A 21982-nucleotide genomic window follows, 5' to 3' on the forward strand; every position below is an offset into this window, starting at 1 on the left:
GCTAATCCTAATGATATGCCAGAGTTTCACTCGGTTAAAGTTTCTTTAACAGAAAATATACCAACCCCCATAACCAAGTTTCCACCGCCAGTCTATGGCAACAGCTATACGCCGTTAAGTCGCAAGGGAGGAAGCTGCCATGTCTGAATCAAAGTTACCCCTGACGGAGGATGCCGTCAAAAGGGAGCAGCTGTCGGACGATTTTGCCAACCTGCGTGAAGACTTTAGCAAATTCAGCGAAGAATGCGCCTTCCTGTTCGATGCATTCGCAGCGATTACCCGCGAGCCAGAATGCATCACGGAGCACACCAGTGAAGGTATCAGGCACCTGTGTTTTTGGCTCAAATATCAGGTTATCGGCTACCGGGAGAAAATAGAAGAAACACAGGAGTGCTGGAGAGTGCTTAACCGCAAGAAGTAATGTTAACTACGTAAAATTGAGTAAGGCTTAAACGGAGCAAAAAGCGGGCGAGTCAACGGCAATATTAGTTTCAGCTATGTCAGTGACCCGCCCGCCATTAACTGCAATCCATACCTTTTATCGCTACTGGCTACCAATCCTAATGTCGTGATAATCCCCCTTATAGCGGAACTTTTCATACCCCAGTCTATACCGTGGTGAATAATTAACAGCAACACTAAATGCAAACAAAGCCCTATATAGACAATGATGCCTCAGCAAAAAACAAAAATTATTGTCAGTACCTATACTAAACATACTTAGCATACTTCATTTATTATTTACTGATGACTTACCGGGTTTTTACGCACTTACCTAGCAGTAAACCGGCAATCGCGGTTATTCTGGCATTGCTTTTTTTCAGCGCCAGTTTATCGGCTAAAATCCAAGTGAATGTCGGCGGTTATTATTATCCCCCCTTTGTCGAAGTTACCGAAGGTAAGGCCAGCGGTATCACCCTGACAATGCTGGAAATCCTTAACCGCCAACAAGACCAGTACCAGTTTAACTTTACCCTCACCACGGCGAAACGCCGCTACCAGGACTTTAGCGCTAAAAAATACGATGTCATTTTCTTTGAAAATTTAGCCTGGGGCTGGCAAGACTTTCCGCTGGAAATTTCCGAGGTCTACCTCACCGGTGAAGAAATTTATCTTGCCCTGCAAAAACCGGGACGCGGACAAAAGTATTTTGACAATATCACGGATAAAATCATCGCCGGCATTCTCGGTTATCACTATCGTTTTCTGGACTACAACATAGATGAAGTCGCAATAGCTTCTAGCCATGAAATTATCTTATCTGAAAGCCACCAGAGCAATATTGATTTACTGCTTAACGAAAAAGTCGACATTGCCGTCATCAACCGCTCTTATTTACAGCAGTATTTTTACCGGCATCCGCACATCAGAAACAGATTCCTCATTTCAGATAAATTAGACCAGCGTTATACCCACAATACCCTGATCAGGAAAAACTCCCCGATAACCGTCAAAGCCTTCAACCACTTGTTAAAGCAGTTAAAAGACAATGGCTCACTAAAACGTTTATGGCAACAATATCACCTGGATTCAGGCTCGGCTTACCCCAAGAAAAAATCACGATAAAGTTAACCGCCTGACAACATTTAGCACCAGCAACAGCCCTGCCCGGCCCCGCAAGCACAAGAGTAAATGCACAACCGGAAAAAATTCGCTAAAATAGCCGGAATTTCCTCGCGAATAACGCGCGCCTAAGCGCAATGCAGTTAACCATACTTAGGACACCTATGCCACAGACAAGTAAACATTTAATTTGGGACCTGCCGGTACGCCTGTTTCACTGGAGCTTTGCCCTGACCATGCTCGGCGCCTGGTATACCTCGGGCCAGGAAGGGAAATACATTGAATATCATATGCAACTGGGCTATTTAGCCCTGGGTTTACTCATCTTTCGGGTGTGCTGGGGTTTTATCGGCCCCAAACATGCCAGGTTTACTCAATTTGTGCCCTCGCCGATCAAACTTGTTCATTACCTTAAAAGTATCAAACAAGGTACCGCAAGCCCTTCTCCCGGACATAATCCGCTTGGTAGCCTGATGGTATTAACCATGATCACCCTGGTATCGCTTCAAGCGATCAGCGGATTATTTATCAGTGATGATGTTTTTTCTTCCGGCCCCTATTACGGCAGCCTGGACAGTGAAACGGAAAAGTTAATGAATACCCTGCACCATAATGTTTTTAACTACATCTGGCTGTCCATTGGCCTGCACCTGTTGGCCATTGGCTATTACTGGCGGGTGAAAAAACAAAACCTGGTGGTGCCTATGATCACAGGGAAAAAATCCGCGCCGGAAGTATCACCGGAAGATGGTATCAGCAGTTCGCGCCTGGTGCTGGCATGTGTTGTGGTAATAGCCGCGGCGGCCTTTGTATACTGGCTGGTGGTACTCAATGCCCCCGAGATAACGGAGTATTATTATTAATTCTTGCCAGGGTTGAGCAAATCATAACGGATAATAAATGCCGCAACCTTTGACTAATTAAAACCAGGTTGCGGCATTTCTTATTTTACACCTTCGCGGTTACCAACTCGCTATAACAAAAAAAGCTCAGTAGCTAAGTTTTATTCCGCTTTAAAGTCATCATGGCAACCGCCACAAGTTTTACCGACACCGCCGATAGCCCCTTTAATGGCCGAACTGTCTTTCGCCGCAGCCACTTTTTGCAATTTGGCTGAAGCCAGGGTTAAGTCGTTAATACGCTTGCTATAATCGTCGCCATGCTTCCAGATTTTATCCAGCGCTTCGGTTTCCACTTTAAAACCGGAAGTATCTGTTTTGCTGTAATCGGCAATCATTAATGATAACTGATTGATGCGCGTGGCATGTTTTTCCACGGCCACCGGGTCCATCGGCATTTTTCCCCGGGCCATGGCCCCTAAAGGTCCCATATTACTGCCCAATAAACTAAAGACCGACTGGCGTAATTCGGTGGCTTTTTTCGCGTGCTTTAATGACTTTGCCGGCTCTGCCACTACGGTAAAGGCCGCACATGAAACGAGGGTAGCAAGGGCAACAGATACTTTGATAAACTTCATAAAACCTCAATTATTATCTTTCAACTCTTATGATCAGCTGATGCTGATTTCATTATTTTGGACATGCTTTACACATTGACTCTTTCCCTGATTTTTCTCAAACAGGTTCAGTTTAGATCATGCCACAATATATTTATCAATGAAAAGTGAATATTTAACTTTATTCAGTCACCAGAGGAGCTTTCCCCCGGCTATCAGGCCAAAAAAGTATCAATTGAATTCTTACCGAGAAATGAGTATCCACTGCCACTGCCTGCACCATAGCTATTTTTACTCGATAATTTCGGATGCCGGTAACAGGCATACATCGACCCCATAATCCACTTGTGTTTTACCGGGAACAATCGCATATCGCCAGGGAGCCGGATTCGCACCTGTGCTGGTGTCTTTCACTTTGGTTTTGCTTTTACTCCTGTTCCAGCCAAACGTTTATTCCAGTAGGCCATCAGCACCTTTAATCATCGTATTTTTAGTATCCTCAGCAAAGATACCCATCGACGAGCCTTTGGCCATGACATATAAAATAAGGGCCGTACCTGCCGTTTCATAATAAGTTTTGGAAACCTCTGTATACCCACACCGTTTATATGGCAATCAAATTAATTTCCCTTTACAGACAATGACATCCTGATAACGCCCCAGTGTTCATTTATAAGCCCGGTTTAATAAACGCTCTTATTGTTTATTGTAAAAAAACACGCATGTAAGCGCTTTCATTTGTGTTTTTTTTAGTCTATAGTTTTCCTGCTAATGAGGAGAGCACTTTTTACTGGTAACGGAACACAGATAAAAAATAAACTAAAGCCTAAATTTTTCCGATAATTATTTAAATAAAAATGTAAGCGCTTACAGTTTATTTTGTTTCTTTCAGACATTGGATTTATGCCAACAAAATAACCCGGCGACAATGGTAAGTCTTAGCGATTACACCACGAATAGAACTAAAACACTAAAATAATTACAATAAGGAATAATGCAATGAAAACAACGAGTAACTCTTGGCCATGGCGACAGCCAATGAGGTTAATACGCCCCGGGTGGCCCGTCACCTTATTGACCCTGACGACCCTGATAGCCCCCGCTCAGGGTGCTGACTGGCCAACAGAGCAAATCGGTGCGGGTGCCGTCAGCCTCGAAGCCGTCGGCGAGCAAATTTTTGACTGGCAGGGACCCTTTGCCCGCTCGAGCCGGACAACACCGGAAAATCCCTATTTAACGGCAAACTTCACCGGCCCTGTCCCTACTAACGACTGGGCATCGAGCTTGATCATGGATCCCTTTTCCAAATCCCTCTATGCCCATCCGTTAAGCTTTAAAGCCACTAATGAAGGCCTGGAAATCAGCCTGCCGCCGCTGTCCATCGGCAGCGTTGATAACATGGGGGAAACTTCCGTCAGGCGTATGCATGACGGCAATGTCGATTTAGTGGTAAAACCATCAACTTTCGCCCCGAACGATGCTAGGGCGGATAAAATCACCGACTGGAGTTATGATCTGGTGATGGCCAATGGCGACAAGGCAATGAAAGCCACCATAGGCCATGGCCTGCCCTATGCTTTTTTTGAATTTACCGGTAGCGAGCCTGTGGTAAGCTTAAAGCGCGGCACCAGCATGAATATCGTCAGCAATAATGGCCACCAACTCCATATCCGGATATGGGATCCGGTAGCAAATCACTATAACCATTATGGTTTATTTGCGCCTACAGGCACCAGCTGGAGCATTTCTGCCACACAAATCAGCGCTGACCTGCCTGAAGGCAAAAATTATTTCACCGTCGCCGGCCTGCCCGATGGCACCAACACCACTTTCTTAGCCTTTGCCGATAAAGCCTATAACTTTGTGACCGATACCCGGGTTTCCTGGTCGGTAAGCGACAGCAGTGGTCAGGTAAGCACCCAATATCAGGTAACGACTACAGCCAAAAGCGAAGGCAATAATAGCGGTACCCTGATGGCGCTCTACCCGCACCAGTGGCGTAATCTCAGCGGCAACACCACAGGCAGCCAATATGAGAGTATTCGCGGCATCATGAAGCTTGTCGCCGGCAACAGTTTCACCACAGTGATGGATTACCATGGTATTTTACCCCGGATGCCTGACCTGCCCGATGCCGCTGCCGTGGCTGAGATCACCGGGCACCTTTCAGATTATTACGGCTACGGCGCGTCATTAACGCCCAAGTTTATCCAACCCGGGGCCGATGGCGGCAATACCGGTTATGATACCTACTGGATGGGCAAAAATCTTAACCGCCTTTCCGGCTTGATCGGCATTGCCGATATGCTTGATGACAGCGACAGTGGGGTAGCCCCCATGACAACCGATATGCTTAGCAGCTTAAAAGACCAGCTGGAATACTGGTTTGACGGTAATAAACCCACGCCGGACAGTTATTTTTATTACAACCAGGACTACGGCACCTTGATCGGTTACCCGGCAAGTTATGGCTCGGATAACGATCTCAACGACCATCACTTTCATTACGGCTACTGGATCAATGCCGCCGCCCAGATCGCCCTGCGGGATCCCGACTGGGCCCAGGACGAAAACTGGGGCGGTATGGTCAAAGAGCTGATCAATGATATCGCCGGTTATGACAGAGGCAGCAACCGCTATCCGTTTTTGCGTAATTTTGATATCTATGAAGGCCATTCCTGGGCATCGGGCACCGTGCCCCACGACCCGGACGGCGTCTGGGCCGGAGGCAACAATAACGAAGCTTCCTCCGAAGGCATCAACGCCTGGGCCGGTTTGATCCTCTGGGGAGAAGCCACCGGCGATAAGGCCATCCGGGATCTGGGGATCTACCTCTACACCCATGAAGTCGAGACCGCCAACAGCTACTGGTTTAACCTTTACGGCGATATCGGCCATAAGGATTACCCCAATGTCGAAGCCTCCCGGGTCTGGGGCGGCGGTTATGATCACAGCACCTGGTGGACAGAAGACCCGGTCCAGACCCATGCCATCAACTTTTTACCTATCACCGCCGCCTCCATGTACCTGGGGGAAAACCCGGGTTTTGTCCAACGAAACTTCGATGCCATCTGGAGCGAATATGAACTTTGGGACGGCAACGGCGGACAGGAAGACAAGGAACTGATGCGGGACCGCTGGCAGGATTTGATCAGCGAATACCTGGCGTTTGCCGACCCGGATGCCGCCCTTGCCCGCTGGAAGTCCACCAATATCGAAGACGATCCGGTAAACGGTATCGACCCGGCACTGGGCATCGAGTTTGGCGAGTCCAGGGCGCATACCTACCACCATATAAAATCCCTGCAACTACTGGGACAGCCCGACTTTAGCATACGGCCGGTGGGTCACAGCCTGGGCCTGGTGTTTAATAAAAACGGCGTGAAAACCTATGTTGCCTATAATGCCGGAAATACGGCTAAAACCCTGCTCTTTAGCGACGGCAAAGGCCTGGTGGTCCCGGCAAACAGCATGGCCCAGGGAGCAGGTATCGCAATAGCAGACAGCGACAATGACGGTGTCGCCGATCCCATAGATCTTTGCCCGAATACCCCCCCGGGTACTCAGGTCGATGCCAGCGGCTGTCCGGCCACGGTTACCGACAGTGACAACGACGGCGTGATTGACAGCCTGGATCTATGTCCGGACACCCCGCCAGGCACCCAGGTCGATGCCAGCGGCTGCCCGGTAACGGTTCCCGACAGTGACAACGACGGCGTTGCCGACAACTTAGATCAATGTCCGGACACCCCGCCAGGCACCCAGGTCGATGCCAACGGCTGCCCGGTAACGCTTTCCGACAGTGATAATGACGGCGTTGCCGACAACTTAGATCAATGTCCGGATACCCCGCCAGGCACCCAGGTCGATGCCAACGGCTGCCCGGTAACGGTTCCCGACAGTGACAACGACGGCGTTGCCGACAATTTAGATCTGTGCCCGGGCACCCCGCCAGGCACCCAGGTCGATGGCAACGGCTGTCCCCTGGTCGTACAGGAATTCGGCATTACACAAAACGCTACCACTTCGGTCACCTTTTATGTCAACACCAACGACTGGGCGATAGTGCACTACCAGGTAAACGGCGCAGGCCAACTCAACGTGCAAATGACAGACAACGGCTCGCGCAATGAGTACACAGTCACCGGCCTCGCCCCGGGAGACAGCATAGATTACTGGTTTACCTACAACACGCCAACCGGCGCTATTGATACCCCGCCCCAGCCCAGCTACACGGTCACGGGCAACACCACCCCAAACGACAGCGATGGCGACGGTGTGCCGGACAGCAGTGATTTATGCCCGGGTACGCCTGCGGGCACCCAGGTCGACAACTCAGGCTGCCCGGCAATCGAACCTGAGCCTACCCCTGACGATGATTTTGGCATTACCCAGCCAAGCACCAGCTCAGTCAGCTTTTATGTCAACACCAGCGACTGGGCCATAGTCCACTACAAGGTCAACAATGGTGCCCAGCAAAACGTCACTATGGTGGCCGCCGGCAGTCAAAAAACCTATACCGTAGCAGGGCTGAATCCCGGAGACAGCATAGATTACTGGTTTACCTATAACACGCCTACAGGCGCCATAGATACTCCGCCCCAGCCCACCTACCAGGTTTCGTCAGCGCCGGACGGACCGGATACCCCGGATCCGGACAGCGATGGCGACGGTATTCCCGATAGCCGTGATTTATGTGCCGATACCCCATCGGGCACCCAGGTAGATAATAACGGCTGCCCGGTAAGCACGCCGGTTAACCGGGAAGTTGCCAGCGCCAGCGGCCTGCTGGTGGGAGGCGCTGATTCCTCCTTTCCCGGCTTTACCTTATACCGCTTTGATAACGACAGCGCCGGCCAGAGCAACTGCTTTGATACCTGTGCGCAAAGCTGGCCGCCGCTGCTGGTTACCGACGGGGTACCCTCGGGCATCCCTCAGCAAAGCGATTTGAGCACAATCGATCGGGGAAACGGTACGTTCCAGGTGGCTTACCTGGGAAAGCCCCTGTATTTTTATAGCGGCGACACGGCTGCCGGACAAACCCGCGGCCAGGGCCTGAGCGGTCTCTGGTGGACCGTCGCTTACGGCCAGCCGCTGGGAGAAATTGTTCCCCTGTACGATGAAAATACGCCGCTTGCCGATGCCATCACCTTCGACCGGGGCGATGCCCTGATCACCCGGTTTTCTGACCGTGCGCGGGATCGCCACGCCAAGGAAAACCACTTCCAGGCCTATGATCACTTCCTCAGCTTTTACTGGGAAGACCGCACCGCCGCCATCGAGATCATCGATTATGTTGCCAAAGGCGGCAGCAGTATCCGCATGAATGTCAAAACCCTGAACAAACTCGACGACCTGCAGGCGGAAAACCGCTGGTGGTACATGGGCAACAACACCCTGGCGGAATATTGCGGCAACGGCGTGATGGCCACCACAGACAACCGCAACTACGTCAAAGAAGACAGCTGGAACTGCCGGGAAAACCGCCCTATCCAAATCGGCGACAAACTTGAATTTGAAATCAGCCAGTTCCTTGATGCGTCGGCGCTGGCGCGGGGGCGCTCCAACTATTACGGCACCACCTACTTATATATCGTAGGTGAAGGCCTGATGCCCTGGGATGTCACCGACAAGGAAGCCTTTGTCGGCGGCAAGACCTTCCAGCGCGACTCTATCCCGGTGCCCGAATCTGCCCGCGCCGGCGGCGATACCAGTTTGCATGTGCAGATGACCGCAGAGCCCGACGGCCACTTCCAGCAGATGGCCACCAACCTTGCTTACGACAACGGCCAGCCCTGGGTGTTGGGCCGCCGTGTCCATCACAGCTCCTTTGTCGACGGCAGTCATGATGAAAATGCAGAAAACGGCATCTTCGAGGATGTTGCCGGCTTGACCGAGCGCCATTATATCAATGAACGTTGCAGCAGCTGCCATGTGCGCAACGGCCGCGCCGTACCGGCCGGGCCAGGCGAGACACTGGAGAAATGGGTCTTTAAAGTAGGCGACGTAAACGGCAACCCTCATCCTGCCCTGGGCCGGGTACTGCAGGGCCGAGCCAGCAACGCTGCAGGTGAAGGTCTGCCCTCGATCGCATCATGGACAGAAACCGACGGCTTACGCGCCCCCAACTACCAGTTCAGCGGGGTCACCCCGGATAAGTTTTCGGCACGGATCACGCCGCAGTTAAACGGTCTGGGCCTGCTTGAGGCCATCCCCGAAACCAGCATTCTCGCCCTGGCAGATGAAAATGACAGCAACGGCGACGGCATCTCGGGCAAAGCCGCAAAAGTGTTGGATCCGGTCACCGGAGAGACGCGTTTAGGCCGTTTTGGCTACAAAGCGGGCAACGCCAGTGTCAAACACCAGGTCGCTATGGCCTTAAATGCCGACATGGGGGTCATGACCTCGGTCTTACCGACTCCGGACTGCGGCAGCGAGCAAAACGATTGTGCCCGCTCTAACCGCCAGCTGGCCGATGAGCACCTGGAAAACCTGGTAAAATATATTTCCCTGTTAGGGGTAAGATCCCAGCGGGATTATAACGATGCGCAAGTGCTTCGCGGCAAGCAGCTTTTTAATGACATCAGCTGCAATAGTTGTCATGTCGAGCGCTTTGAAACCAGTGAATTTCACCCTCTGGCAGAGCTGCGCAGCCAAAGCGTCTACCCATACACAGATATGTTGTTACACGATATGGGCCCCGGCCTTGCCGATAACTTAGGCGAAGGCCAGGCAACGGGCGCCGAATGGCGTACCGCCCCGTTATGGGGCATAGGTTTAAGCGCCTGTGTCACAGGCGGCGTTACCGGTGCTCCGGGCGGCGTTGCTTTTGGCCTGGACGGCAATGAAAGCTGTACCCCGGCCCACGGCTACCTGCACGATGGCCGCGCCCGTACCCTGGATGAAGCCATTCGCTGGCACGGCGGCGAAGCGCAAAACGCCGCCCTCGCCTATCAGAACCTGCATGCAGACGATAAGGCAGCATTGCTGAAATTTATCGGCTCATTATAAGCATAAGCCGGGCTGTCCGGCAGCTGAAAGTTTTACACACCAGGCCCGCTTACCGGCGGGCCTGCTCCTTCTCCTGCAAATGCCTGAGCAGCTCAGGCTTTAGCTGCCCAAGCAGGTCGTCACTCTTCCTGCAAGCAGAAGCCAGTGCCTGCCAGCCATCTGTCCCCAGAATCTCTATGGCCTCGACCTCTAGCCTGGCTACAGGCTGCTGGCGACATTGCCCTTGCCAGTAGCCGCTTAACCTGAAGATGCCCTGAGCCGTGTGTATCCTGCTGATGTGAAATGGCAACAATGTATAACCCCGGTCAATAACCACAAGATCTGGAACAATAGCGGAGTTGGGGAAAAATGAACAGCTTTGGCTGCACCATAAAAGTAATAATGGATCCCTTTCAAGTAGCTAAAGTACCTTCCCTGAACGAGGATAAAATAGCAGCAGTCAGTTGTCCTGCCATATACCCGGGTAAAAAAATAACATACACTGACACGGCTAAACCTTGCTACAGGTTAATGAAAGAATGCCAAGCACAGAAACCGAGATCACCGGCCTTAGCAACTGACCCGACAAAAGTAGGCTCCATTGAAGTTTAACCTGAGCATCAAGCCCAAGTGGCTGATCCGTTTGCTAAAAACACATCAAAACCATATACACCTGAACGGCCAAGGCTTAACCTGTGCCCGCAGCGGCTTACACAGGAGCTTCCCCTGGCAGGAAATATCTGCCCTACCGGTCCTTGACCGGGGGTTTTTCTCCGCCGCCCTGGTATGGCGTCATCAGGGCAAGGTTTACCGTTTCAGCTGGTTCAAAAAGCCGCTGGCAGAAAAAGTGCTGACCCAGGCCAGCCAGGCCTGGTGTCATGTCCATGGCCACAAGCTGGTCCGGGCCGCCGATCACTGTTGCCGGCTGTTGTACCCCAATAAAAAGAAGTGCTATTTGCGCCACCAGAGCTGGCTAAATATTAAAGCCTGCGCACAAACCGCCCTGGCTCCCTGGCCGGAGTTCATGCCAAAAGCCTTGCTGACAGACGCACAGCAGCAAGCCTTTCATCACCTGCAGCAGTTGAGCCGCTGGAGTGAAAGCGACTTAGAGCAATACCGCCAGGCATATATCGGCCAGCAACAAAGCCGTTATGCCGATTTTTTCTGCCGGGTGGAAAGCAATCCGCTGACCACACAGCAGCAAATTGCCTGTATCAGCGACGAACACAACAATTTAGTGCTGGCAGGCGCAGGTACGGGAAAAACCAGTGTCATGGTGGGACGTACCGGTTACCTGCTGCAAAGCAAGCAGACCGGTCCCGGTGAAATCCTGCTGCTGGCGTTTGGCAACAAGGCCGCCAAAGAAATGGACGAGAGGATCAAGCAGCGCCTGGACAGGGAAGATATCAGGGCTTCGACCTTCCATGCCCTGGGGCAGGCCATTATCAGCAAAGTCGAGGGGCGTCCCCCGCAGTTAACACCGCTGGCACAAGATGAAACCGCTAAACAATTTTGGCTGGAGCAACAGTTACAGCAGCTGTTAACCGGCCAGGGAGCTGATCACGACTACCCTGCCCTGATCTTAAGCTATCTTGAGCGCTACCGCTATCCCAGGCACAGTGCTTTTGATTTTACCACCCTGGCACAGCACATCGACTACCTGAAAGACAATAAAATCCTCAGCCTGGCAGGCGATAAGGTACACAGCTATGGTGAGCTGCTCATTGCCGACTATTTATATAAAACCGGCATCCACTACCGCTACCGTCAACACTACTGTGTGGATCAAACAGGCACAGCTGCTGCCCCTTCAGCGGTAAAAACTCCGGATTCACGTCCCTATAAACCGGCATTTTATTTACCCGCTTACGATATCGTCATTGAATTTCGCCATCTCAAGGCTGACGGGGAAACTCCCCCGTTTATCAACCGCTCAGATTATCACCAGCAAATTGCCTGGCAGCGCCGGCTCCATAAAAGCACTGATACCCGCCTGATCGAGCTGGATGAAAATTTATTAACCGGCGCTAAGTTAACCCGGACACTTGCGCAGCAATTGAAAAAATATGCCGTGCCTTTAACCCCAGCCGATGACCAGAGTCTGCTGGCAAAGTTTGCCGACAACGGCGATTTAGCCAAACTGGGGCAGTTACTGGCCCGGACATTAACCTTATATAAGGCCGGCGGCTTTGATAAAACCCGCCTGGACAAACACCTGAAAACCTTTTATGCCGCCAAGCCCGAAGCAATAGAACGCGGCGGGCCCGAGCAGATCAATTTAACCCTGCAGCTGCTTGCCCCCCTGTACCAGGCCTACCAGGCCATGCTGGCCAAAGAAGGGCAAATCGACTTCGACGATATGATCGCTAAGGCCACAGCCTATGTCAGCTCAGGGCAATTTACCTGCCCCTGGCGTTATATCATGGTGGATGAATTTCAGGATATCTCCGTCCCCAGGGCCAGGCTGATCAAAGCGCTGCGCGATGCCGTCAGCGGCGCTTCCCTGTTTTGTGTCGGCGACGACTGGCAGGCGATATACCGCTTTGCCGGCTCAGATGTCAGTTTAACCCGGCATTTTGCCGCTTATTTTGGCCAAACCTGCGTCACCACACTGGATAAAACTTTCCGTTTTAATAACAGCATTTGCGATATTGCCAGCCGCTTTGTCAGCCGGAATCCGGCACAATTAACGAAAAAACTGACCACGCTTGACCGGGTGAAAGCTCCGGCAATCACCCTGATGCCGCTGGCATTAACAGGGCCTTTCGATATAACAAGCTGTCAGAAGCTCAGCAACAATCTCTTCAGCCCGCTGGCCGATATCTTAAAAGGTATCGGCCTGGCGCAGGCAAAATCAGACAAGAAAAGGCCATCTTCGGTTTTGCTGCTGGCACGCTATCATCATTTACTACCGGATAAACACACGTTAGCGTCCCTGGCACAGCAATTTCCTGCATTGGCAATCAAGGGCCTGAGTATCCATGCCAGTAAAGGCATGGAAGCCGATATCGTCTTCGTCCTTGGCTTACACCAGGGAAATCACGGCTTCCCGGCAGAAAAAAGCGAACCTCTGCTGATAGATGCCTTATTGCCGCTCGAAGGCAATGACAGTCAAAGCCCGGCCCACGCGGAAGAACGCCGGTTATTTTATGTAGCCCTGACCCGGGCCAAAGATCATGTTTATTTGCTGGCAGATCAACAAAAGCCCAGTGAATTTATCCGGGAGTTGCTCACAGATCAGTACCCGATAAACAAAGAAGCTGCAGATAGCTATGGCTTATCTGCAGCGTGGACAGAAAAGACTGGCCAAAACGGTTCAGCTTCAAGCCAGACAAATTGCCGGGTCTGTAAAACGGGAGTATTAACCGCCAGATCGGGACGATACGGCAACTTTTATGGCTGTTCGAATTATCCCTATTGCGAACACCATGAAGAAGCCGGAGACAATGGCCCACAGCCATCAAGTGAAAACCGTCAACAGCATAAAGCCGCGGCGAAAAAAGTCGTCCCGTCTTAAACAAAAAACCCCGCTAATCGGTTGTTAAAACCGAGTAACGGGGAGTCTGACGTAACTGAACTTGGCGGATGGCTTTCTTTGGTTTTTACCTGGACTTGCAGCTAAAGACCACTTTAAACAAGTGTAGACGGATCCTGTCATTTACACATTACAGCATATTACAATAATATTTTTCCTATAAAGTCAACAAGTTAAACAAGCTCTTTATTTAACCGTTCCCGCACCGCCATTAACGCAAATCCCAGCAGGTTCAGTCCTTGCCAGTGAGCGGGATCTTCAATAGCCGCATCATCGGCGGCCAGGCCTACACCCCAGATATTATCCACCGGGCTTGCCTCCACCAATACCCGCTCGCCGGTATTGAGCAAAAATGCTTTAAGTTCAGGTCGCTGGCTAAATTTAGCCAGATTAGCCTCCACGACAATAGCAAAGCGCTCCTGTTGCCAGACTTTATCGTCAAACCCCATAACATTACGGCCTGACTTTTTAGCTTCTCCCGGGGTCCGTGCCGCCGATATTTTTTCAAACGCACTTTGATCTTTAAAAAGCAGCGCCTTGCGGGCCATCATATAATGCTCCGCGGTTGGATAGCGCCTGCCGTCAACGTCAAAAGGCGCCTGATACCATTGGCTAAAACAACTTTTGCCAATCCCTGCCTTTGGCTTTTGATGTCCCCAGAAATAAAGATATCTGACTTTTTCACCCCGGTTAAGGGCTGCATGCAAGGCTTCAAGACTTACCATATGTTAATGAAGATCCGTAATTTAGTGGTTGTTATTTCAGGTATTCATGCCTTTTATCAGCTCAATACCCTAGTCCCGGGATACTAACATTAATACCTGCATTTAAAAATGCCGGTTCGCCACATGGGTCCCACACTCGCCATAGCGCCAATAAGCACAAAATAACCCCAACGAAGGTTTACTTTTTAAAGCGACTTTGTACTATGGTACTTTTCTTTATTGACGCTTCATCTGACAACCAAGCAATAAGAGCCTGATTTAATGCCCAATGCGATTACGATTAAAAGAAAAGTCCGGTTCGGTGATTGCGATCCCGGCGGCATAGTATATACCCCCAGGTTTGCCGACTTTGCCATAGAAGCCGTAGACAGTGCCTTAGCAGTATTATTTGAACGTAAAGGCGGCATCTCAGCACTGATGAATTTTGGCATCATGCCACCGGCAAGATCTTTATCTTTTGAGTTTTTACACCCGGTCACCTGGGATGACGAACTCAGTATCAAGGTATCGGTGGATGAAATTCGGCTACATGCGTTTTGCTTCTTGATTGAGGGGTACTTAGCCGATAATACCCTGGCCTTTAGCGCCCGTCTGACCCAGGTTTGTGTATCGCCCGAGACGAAAAAAACCGTCAAAATCCCGGAAATGCTTAAAGTCAGGCTGGCGCAATTACACGGATAGCGGCCAAACAGCCATTACCCCGCTATGAAAGCTGCTCACCACAATAAAGTCCTTTATTGACACAGGGTATGCCGACTGGGGTGTGAATATCTTTTTTAACTGTCGTTTTTTTTAGCCTCAACCGTTTATCTTCAACGCCTGCGGGACCAGAATGTTGCCCCAGACCAGCGGTGCTCATGGCGATAGCATTTTTTACGCAAACGTAAATAATGTTCAAAGTGATCGACAACTTCCTGCTGATAGGCATCAAGCTGCGCCTTTTTGGTATGTTTATCAGTCGAAGTTAACTGGGTTTGCACCGCCTTGGCACCATGACAGGCTGAAGTCATGGCAAAACCTAAGCCTATGGCGGAAATAGGATCAAAGGAAGCGGCGGCATCCCCTACGGCAATAAAGTTTTTCTTCAACACCGAATGGGTGATGTGGCTGCTGGCATTTCGCACCCAGGGGGCGCCGGCTAACACAGCCCCCCCTTTTCCGCCAAATTTAATATGTCGGCTCTGAGCGAGTAACTGCTGCCAATTCTCCGGTTGATTTAACCTGTGCTGACCGATAATATCGGCATCAGAGAAAAAAGCCACCACCTGGCGCTGATCCGGTAGTCTGGCGCAATACCACCAGCCAAGTTCATGACTCTCCATCACTTGTTCTTGTTTGGTTTTTCGGCTTTTATCAAAATGAAAAAATGCCCCGACTCCCATTAACTTGTCGTGCCTGGCACTGAGCACCCCCACCTGACGGCAAACATCGGCCTTACGTCCGCAAGCATCAATTAAATAACGGCCATTCAGTTTAAACCGGCCCTGACTGCGGTTTTTCAGGTTCAATTGCCAGCTGTGATCGGCGCCCTGGGCAAAACCGGTACACCGGGTTCGGGAATAAACCAGGCCCCCTCTGGCAGCGACGTAACCAAGCAAGACAAAGTCAAATTTCTCCCGATCCAGGCGAAAAGCCTTGTTGTCTATGTTAAAGAGCTCCTGCACACTCACCGGCTCATCACCGCCCCAATAACTGGTTTGGTTATAACAAGGTAAAAAAGTGTCCTCGGGAAAAGCTGACTTGGTTATTTTTAAATAACCGAGTAAGTCAAAAATATCTGAGCCGACATGCTCTGCCACCCGGACATCATTTAAGTCCGCTTGTTCAACCAAAGTGACCTTAAGATCTGAGTAGGTTAACAGGGTCAATGCCGCCGCCGCCCCGGCAGGGCCTGCGCCGACAATAATAACGTCGGTATTGATCTCTGTTTGTTCCAGCGGGTCAGTCATTGCTTGATACCCACCGAGTACACCGCGTGCGCTATGCTTAAATCGGCTTTAACCGCTATACAAGGTTTTAATTTTCTCTGTCTTATAAGCATTTGTGAAAAACTCCCTGTCAGCGGTTCCGTGATCAGTAAAGCTAAAGAGCCATTGATGAAAAGTTTCTGATAATGCAGGATTTATTAACCCCAGCCTAAGTAGAGTCTAGTTAAGGAGCAGTAAGAATTTAGTATCAGCTTGGTATCAGTTTTCGCCCTGTTTTCACTGCGGCTTGAGAAACGCAAAAAATATCCATCCTGTTGGCTATTTCCCGTCCGCCTGGCTGTACTAAACGCGATAAATTGCATAAGCTGCTTACACACAACAAAAGTTTGTGTTATAAAAGTGATGCCGATGAAAAATAATTTTCCCTCCGGCATCATAAAAACACAGATCTGTTACTCTGTTTAACACATTCTTTACATACTAATAATCAGGATCGTTGATGACGATATTCAACTTTGGTTCGATCAATATCGACCATGTTTACTCTGTTGATCATTTTGTTCGCCCCGGCGAAACCATGACTTCGGATCATTACCAGAAAATTCTCGGCGGTAAAGGAGCCAACCAGTCGGTTGCCCTGGCCAAAGCAGGTTGTGACGTGGTGCATGTGGGGGCGATCTCAAAACAAGACACTCACCTTTTGGCTGAACTTGAAGGCAAAGGGGTGAATACCGAGCAAATTGCCACATTAGATCTGGCCACAGGTCATGCCATTATCCAGGTTAATAAAGAGGCAGAAAATGCCATCGTGTTGTTTGCCGGGGCCAACCATGCCCTAAACGCACCGCAAATCAAGCAAGTATTGGCCAATGCCGATAAAAATGACTGGGTACTATTACAAAACGAAACCAACGAAATCGACACCATAATCACCACAGCTAAAGCACATGGCTTAACTGTGGTTTATAATCCGGCCCCCATGGATAAATCCCTGGTTGAAAAACACTTGGCGGATATCGATTTGTTAATCGTTAATGAAGTTGAAGCCATGGATTTAGCCGGTGTCGACAATGTCGATGCTGCCCAGAGTAACCTTGTTTCGCAGCACCCTAACTTACAGATCCTGATGACCTTAGGGGCCGAAGGGGTACGTTACCTTAACGGGGAAGCTATCACACAGGTACCTGCCTTTAAAGTCAAAGCCGTCGACACCACCGCCGCCGGAGATACTTTTATCGGTTACGCCCTGGCAGGTTTTACCAATCATCTGAGTGTTGAAAACGTGCTTAGGCAGGCCTGCGCCGCCTCTGCCATCTGTGTCACCCGCGAAGGCGCCAGTACGGCGATCCCGGGCCATGAAGAAGTCAGCCAGTTTTTAAAAGAGAAGTAAGATGACACGTAAAATTATTATTGATACAGATCCCGGCATCGATGATGCCATGGCGATCATGCTGGCATTTAATGCTCCCTCGCTTGACGTGCTGGGTTTAACCACAACTTTTGGCAATGTCCCGGTCTCCCTGGCAACGTCCAATGCCCTGAAGCTGGCGGAGCTGGCACAAAAAAATGTCCCGGTGGCCGAAGGGGTGGCAACACCTTTAGCGGCGCCGCAATTACCTCACCCCGACTTTGTCCACGGCAAAGACGGTTTTGGTAATATCAACTGGCCGGCAGAAACCACTAAAGCCGATGGCCGCAGCGCCGCCGAATTTATTGTCGAGACCGTACGGGCCAATCCCAACGAAGTCACATTAATCGCCCTGGGACCGCTGGGTAACCTGGCCAAGGCACTGGAACTGGACCCGGAAATCGTCAACCTGGTGGATGAAGTGATATTAATGGGGGGCGCCGCGGTTGAGCCGGGCAATGTTACCCCGGTGGCAGAAGCCAATATTATCAACGACCCCCACGCCGCCGATATCGTCTTTACCGCCGACTGGCCGGTGACTATGGTGGGCCTGGATGTCACCCATAAGGTGATGATGGATGAAACCTTATTGCAAAAAATCCGCGCCGCCGACAGTAAAGCCGGAGAATTGTTATATCAGTCGACCCAGTTCTATTTTGACTTTTACAATAAAACCTTCGGCATCGAAGGCTGCTTTGTCCATGATGCTTCCACCATAGTCTATGCCATGGCCCCTGATGTCTTTACCACAGAGCCTGGCATTGTCCGCGTCGCTACCGAAGGGGTCGCCATAGGACAAACCATTATTGCCCACCCGGATAAACATTATCCACTGCCCCACTGGCAGGATAAGCCGCAAAGCAAGATCTGCATGGGGGTCGACAGCAAGCGCCTGTTGGCCGTTATAGAAGACACCTTTGCCGGCGCCGCTTAAGGCAATAAGCCGGCGTAAAAGCGCATATCAAGGCCAGAGCCGAACGGGTGACTGGCCTTTTTTCACTCTTTTTTTCTATATTTCTCAATAAGTTTTGTTAAAGTCCCGTCAGCCTGTGCCCGCTTGAGTTCGCGGTTAATTTCGGGTAATAACATCGCACAGGGGATTTTCTTGAGAAGGCAAAATGCACCGCCAGCGCGGCAAGCAGGGTCGGCAAAGCAACACTTGTGGTATGCAACTGGCGCTGTTTCAAGTAACTGAACATATCGGCATGGTCATGAATAAGATAATCCGTCAAACCGCTAAATAATGCCCGGATCATCACCTTTTTGTCGCTTAGCTCCTGTAGCTGCAATTTCTTTTCCCGGATAATACGGCCAAAGTCTTCGCCAAAGCTGCTGCCGCTCAGGTAAATGCCGGTTAAACCTTTCAAGTCGGCATAGTGTTGATAAGGAAAAACCTTGTCGTTTAAGACAAAAATATAGGACTTATTATAAAAATAGGGCCTGGGGTACTGAAAAATCGCCCCTCTGGGCTCATTCCAGTACAAGGCGGACATCATATCCAGCTGGCCGGATTCTAAATATTTTAACCCCCTCTTCCAGGGAAGCCAGGCCTTAAATTCAAGCTTAAGCGCCATTTTATCCCCGATATGCCGGATCAGATCATAACCTATGCCTTGAGGGTGCTCGGTGTCTTTAGCGACAAAAGCCACGGGAAACCAGCGGTTTGAGCCACCAAGCACAACTTTATGGCAGATATTCTCTTGTGCAGCCACTGGCTGAGACAAAAACATCAGCAAAGATAACAAGAACAGTTTGAGCAAGAGAACCCCCTGTTACGAATACCTGCCGCCTAAAGGCTGAAGCAATAAACAGGATAGTTGAAAAAGCTTTACCTGCATCAGGGTAAAGCCTTTATCCGGCCAGCTTTTTCATCGAGACTTGCAACTGAAACAGCAATAATATCCCCGTCAGCGCCAGCCCCAAACCGATCCCCGCCCAGATCCCCGCCAGCTGAAAATTAGCCATCAACAGCCAGGCCGCGGGCAGCCCCGCCAGGCAATAGCCGACGGCGGTTAACAGTGCCGGCACAGTAACAATTTTTAACCCCCGCAAGATATTAAGCGCCATTAACTGCCAGGCATCCACCACCAGGCAACAGGCGGTGACCAGGATCACGGTCGGCAGGATCAACACCAGCTCTTCAAAAAGCACATCTTGCTCACTGGCAAATAAAGCGGTTAATCCATTGGGATACAAGATAAAGGCTATCCCGATCACCGCGCTGATCACAGTCGCCAGCACTAAACCGTTTACCGATGTCTTTTTAATTTCGGCTTTACCCTGTCCGGCGCCAAATTGCTGCCCGACTTCCATCGATGTCGCCTGGGCAATGCCAAAGGCAATATTCCAGGAAAAGCTTAAAATTTGCAGGGCGATCTGGTGTATTGCCAGCGATACCGCCCCTAAAGTGCCTGCCATCAGGGCGGCTCCCGAGATCAAACTGTATTCGGTTAAGGTGGCGAGCGCGACCGCACTACCGATTTTTATCAAAGGTAAAGTCGTCGCCAGGCGATATTCGGACCACAGGCGCCAGGGGCGATAGCGGCTAAATGCCGGACGGGTAAACAGCCAAAAGAGATATCCCGCTGCAGTAATAAAAGCGGCAATTGCCGTTCCCGCCCCTATGCCGCTCACCCCGAGGTGAAAATGAAACGCCAACAAATAACTCAGCACAATATTTAACAGCACAGAAATTACAGTGATCCACAGCACCGACTTACCCGCAGCAAAAGCCACAGCAAAACTGCGCGCCACCAACAGCAGCAGGGTCGGTAGCATGGCCCATTTAAGCGTATCCAGATATTGCATGGCGACGGTAATGATAGCACCGTCCTGCCCGGCCAGGACAAATAAAACCTCAAGGTTGTAAAACAGCGGCAACAGCGCCAGGGAAACCAGTACAGACAATAACAGGCTGCCTTTAATGATTTTACGGATTTCCCGCTCATTTTCCCCGCCCCGCCCTTGTTCGCCACAAGCTATCGCCAGTAAATTGGCCGACGAGCCGATCACACTGTGCACCAGGATAAAGATAAAACCATAAACCGAGGCCGCCAAACCACCGGCAGCCAAGGTAGTGACGCTGATCTGCGCCATCATCCAGACATCGGACAATACCATCAGCTGGGCGACTAATTGTGAAATGATCAGAGGTACTGCCAGTTTTACTAATTTTTTCACCTTAAGGCCCTATTACTTTGAATATCAGCCAAGATACCCGGGAGTTACTTGCTTTTCAAACGACATTTATGCGAATCTGGCATGCAGAAATCTCATGCGAAAAATCATACTAAAAACCGAGTTCAAAAAAGCGTCCAGCCGGAGAGGTCCAATGCAACGTCATGTTTTAAAACGCCACGGTAAATTGCCGCAATCCCTCAACAGCTTGCGGGTATTTGAAGCGGCCGCCCGCTATTTAAGTTTTACCGATGCCGCCACAGAGCTCAATGTCACCCAAAGTGCCGTCAGCCGCCAAATCCGCCAACTCGAAGATAACTTAGGTTTAACCTTGTTTATCCGCCTGCACAGATCGCTGGCGTTAACCAATGAAGGACGGGAATTATCCACCTTATTGACCCGGCAGTTCGGAGAATTAAACCGCGCTATTTATCAACTGACTCCTTCACAGCAGGGGGAGTTGAAGGTTAAGGTAGAAACCAGTCTGGCTTCACGCTGGCTCGCAGGACGTATGGTGAATTTTCGCCGGCAATACCCGGACATCCAGGTAGAATTAACCCTGGCCTGGTTTCAAAACGGTGTTAATGTCAATCTTGAAAGCGGCGGTTATGATGTCGCCATCTTCGGCGAAAAATACCCGGATGCCCGTTACAGCAACAATATGTTAAGAAAAGAAGTGATGGCGCCGGTTTATGCTCCCGCCCTGAGTACAGGCAATAAAGCCTTATCGTTAGCCGATACTTTATCCTTACCCAGAATACATCCGACCCAGGACAGGGCTGACTGGCATGGCTGGCTGCATTTTAACGCCATTGCCGATCACAGCCTGGATAAAGGCATCACCTTCAATAGCTTAGATCTTGCCGTCAGTGCCGCCACCAGCGGCGAAGGCGCGGCTATGGTGGATATTATGTTGATCTTAGAGCAGCTCAAAGAGCAACAATTGTTGCTGCCTGCAAATGCCCGTTTATGCCACAGCCCGTGGCAATACTATTACTACCTTGCGCCGCAAAGCAACGCCGATAAGGAAGCCGGCATTTTTATTCACTGGCTCAAGCAGGAAATGGCCCATGACATCACCTTATTAGAGCAGCTTTGCCAACAGCATGGCTGGCAAATGCCCGATAAAGCAAGTTATTAACCCACGCAGCCAGTAATAGGACATGACTACCTTAGACACAAAGCTCATAAACCAAGGGC

Annotated in this window: 16 protein-coding genes; 9 read left to right on the top strand and 7 right to left on the bottom strand. The window is 50.5% G+C overall.

The window, feature by feature from the left end; genetic code table 11:
• Positions 1-139 precede the first annotated feature (139 nt).
• From SG35_RS16985 to SG35_RS16995, 3 genes are all read left to right on the top strand, one after another.
• Positions 140-421, top strand: coding sequence for a hypothetical protein (locus SG35_RS16985; RefSeq protein ID WP_044831668.1), 282 nt, complete (start codon positions 140-142; stop codon positions 419-421).
• Positions 422-810: 389 nt separating this feature from the next.
• Positions 811-1566: a substrate-binding periplasmic protein gene (locus SG35_RS16990; RefSeq protein WP_274055101.1), complete on the top strand. Its 756-nt coding sequence runs from the start codon at positions 811-813 to the stop codon at positions 1564-1566.
• Between the two features lie 161 nt (positions 1567-1727).
• Complete coding sequence (locus SG35_RS16995) at positions 1728-2426, top strand: cytochrome b/b6 domain-containing protein (protein ID WP_044831670.1); 699 nt, start codon at positions 1728-1730, stop codon at positions 2424-2426.
• A 140-nt stretch (positions 2427-2566) separates the two neighbouring features.
• Here SG35_RS16995 and SG35_RS17000 read toward each other — a convergent pair whose 3' ends face one another.
• Together SG35_RS17000 and SG35_RS17005 are read right to left on the bottom strand one after the other, a co-directional pair.
• On the bottom strand, positions 2567-3040 hold the full coding sequence (locus tag SG35_RS17000; RefSeq protein WP_044831671.1) for a c-type cytochrome: 474 nt from the start codon (positions 3038-3040) through the stop codon (positions 2567-2569).
• A gap of 270 nt (positions 3041-3310) precedes the next feature.
• On the bottom strand, positions 3311-3433 hold the full coding sequence (locus SG35_RS17005) for a hypothetical protein (protein WP_269082165.1): 123 nt from the start codon (positions 3431-3433) through the stop codon (positions 3311-3313).
• 624 nt (positions 3434-4057) lie between these two features.
• Between SG35_RS17005 and SG35_RS17010 the strand changes: the two genes are divergently transcribed.
• Positions 4058-10030 (top strand): di-heme oxidoredictase family protein, encoded by a 5973-nt coding sequence (locus tag SG35_RS17010; protein ID WP_053042874.1) that lies wholly within the window; start codon positions 4058-4060, stop codon positions 10028-10030.
• A 49-nt stretch (positions 10031-10079) separates the two neighbouring features.
• On the opposite strand, the gene SG35_RS17015 is transcribed toward SG35_RS17010, so the two are convergent.
• The gene (locus SG35_RS17015; protein ID WP_044831672.1) at positions 10080-10322 is read right to left on the bottom strand and encodes a hypothetical protein; all 243 of its coding nucleotides are present in this window, start codon (positions 10320-10322) and stop codon (positions 10080-10082) included.
• Between the two features lie 288 nt (positions 10323-10610).
• On the opposite strand from SG35_RS17015, the gene SG35_RS17020 reads away from it, so the two are divergent.
• A complete protein-coding gene (locus tag SG35_RS17020; protein ID WP_053042875.1) occupies positions 10611-13526 on the top strand; it encodes a UvrD-helicase domain-containing protein in 2916 nt (971 codons plus the stop codon).
• Positions 13527-13717: 191 nt separating this feature from the next.
• Here SG35_RS17020 and SG35_RS17025 read toward each other — a convergent pair whose 3' ends face one another.
• Positions 13718-14269 carry an NADAR family protein gene (locus tag SG35_RS17025; RefSeq protein WP_044831674.1) on the bottom strand — a complete coding sequence of 184 codons (552 nt, stop codon included), beginning with the start codon at positions 14267-14269 and terminating at the stop codon, positions 13718-13720.
• Between the two features lie 261 nt (positions 14270-14530).
• On the opposite strand from SG35_RS17025, the gene SG35_RS17030 reads away from it, so the two are divergent.
• A complete protein-coding gene (locus tag SG35_RS17030; protein ID WP_044831675.1) occupies positions 14531-14950 on the top strand; it encodes an acyl-CoA thioesterase in 420 nt (139 codons plus the stop codon).
• Positions 14951-15081: 131 nt separating this feature from the next.
• Here the strand turns inward: SG35_RS17030 and lodB are convergent, their stop codons facing one another.
• Positions 15082-16218: a lysine-epsilon-oxidase maturase LodB gene (lodB, locus tag SG35_RS17035; protein WP_044831676.1), complete on the bottom strand. Its 1137-nt coding sequence runs from the start codon at positions 16216-16218 to the stop codon at positions 15082-15084.
• Between the two features lie 478 nt (positions 16219-16696).
• Here lodB and SG35_RS17040 point away from each other — a divergent pair, with 478 nt between their 5' ends.
• Both SG35_RS17040 and SG35_RS17045 read left to right on the top strand, forming a co-directional pair.
• On the top strand, positions 16697-17587 hold the full coding sequence (locus SG35_RS17040; protein ID WP_044831678.1) for a ribokinase: 891 nt from the start codon (positions 16697-16699) through the stop codon (positions 17585-17587).
• A gap of 1 nt (position 17588) precedes the next feature.
• On the top strand, positions 17589-18539 hold the full coding sequence (locus SG35_RS17045) for a nucleoside hydrolase (RefSeq protein WP_044831679.1): 951 nt from the start codon (positions 17589-17591) through the stop codon (positions 18537-18539).
• Positions 18540-18636: 97 nt separating this feature from the next.
• Here SG35_RS17045 and SG35_RS17050 read toward each other — a convergent pair whose 3' ends face one another.
• Positions 18637-19365 (bottom strand): substrate-binding periplasmic protein, encoded by a 729-nt coding sequence (locus tag SG35_RS17050; RefSeq protein WP_044831680.1) that lies wholly within the window; start codon positions 19363-19365, stop codon positions 18637-18639.
• Positions 19366-19456: 91 nt separating this feature from the next.
• On the bottom strand, positions 19457-20785 hold the full coding sequence (locus SG35_RS17055) for an MATE family efflux transporter (RefSeq protein WP_044831681.1): 1329 nt from the start codon (positions 20783-20785) through the stop codon (positions 19457-19459).
• A 151-nt stretch (positions 20786-20936) separates the two neighbouring features.
• Between SG35_RS17055 and SG35_RS17060 the strand changes: the two genes are divergently transcribed.
• The gene (locus SG35_RS17060; RefSeq protein WP_044831682.1) at positions 20937-21923 is read left to right on the top strand and encodes a LysR substrate-binding domain-containing protein; all 987 of its coding nucleotides are present in this window, start codon (positions 20937-20939) and stop codon (positions 21921-21923) included.
• Positions 21924-21982 lie beyond the last annotated feature (59 nt).

The sequence above is a fragment of the Thalassomonas actiniarum genome, assembly GCF_000948975.2.
Classification (GTDB): domain Bacteria; phylum Pseudomonadota; class Gammaproteobacteria; order Enterobacterales; family Alteromonadaceae; genus Thalassomonas; species Thalassomonas actiniarum.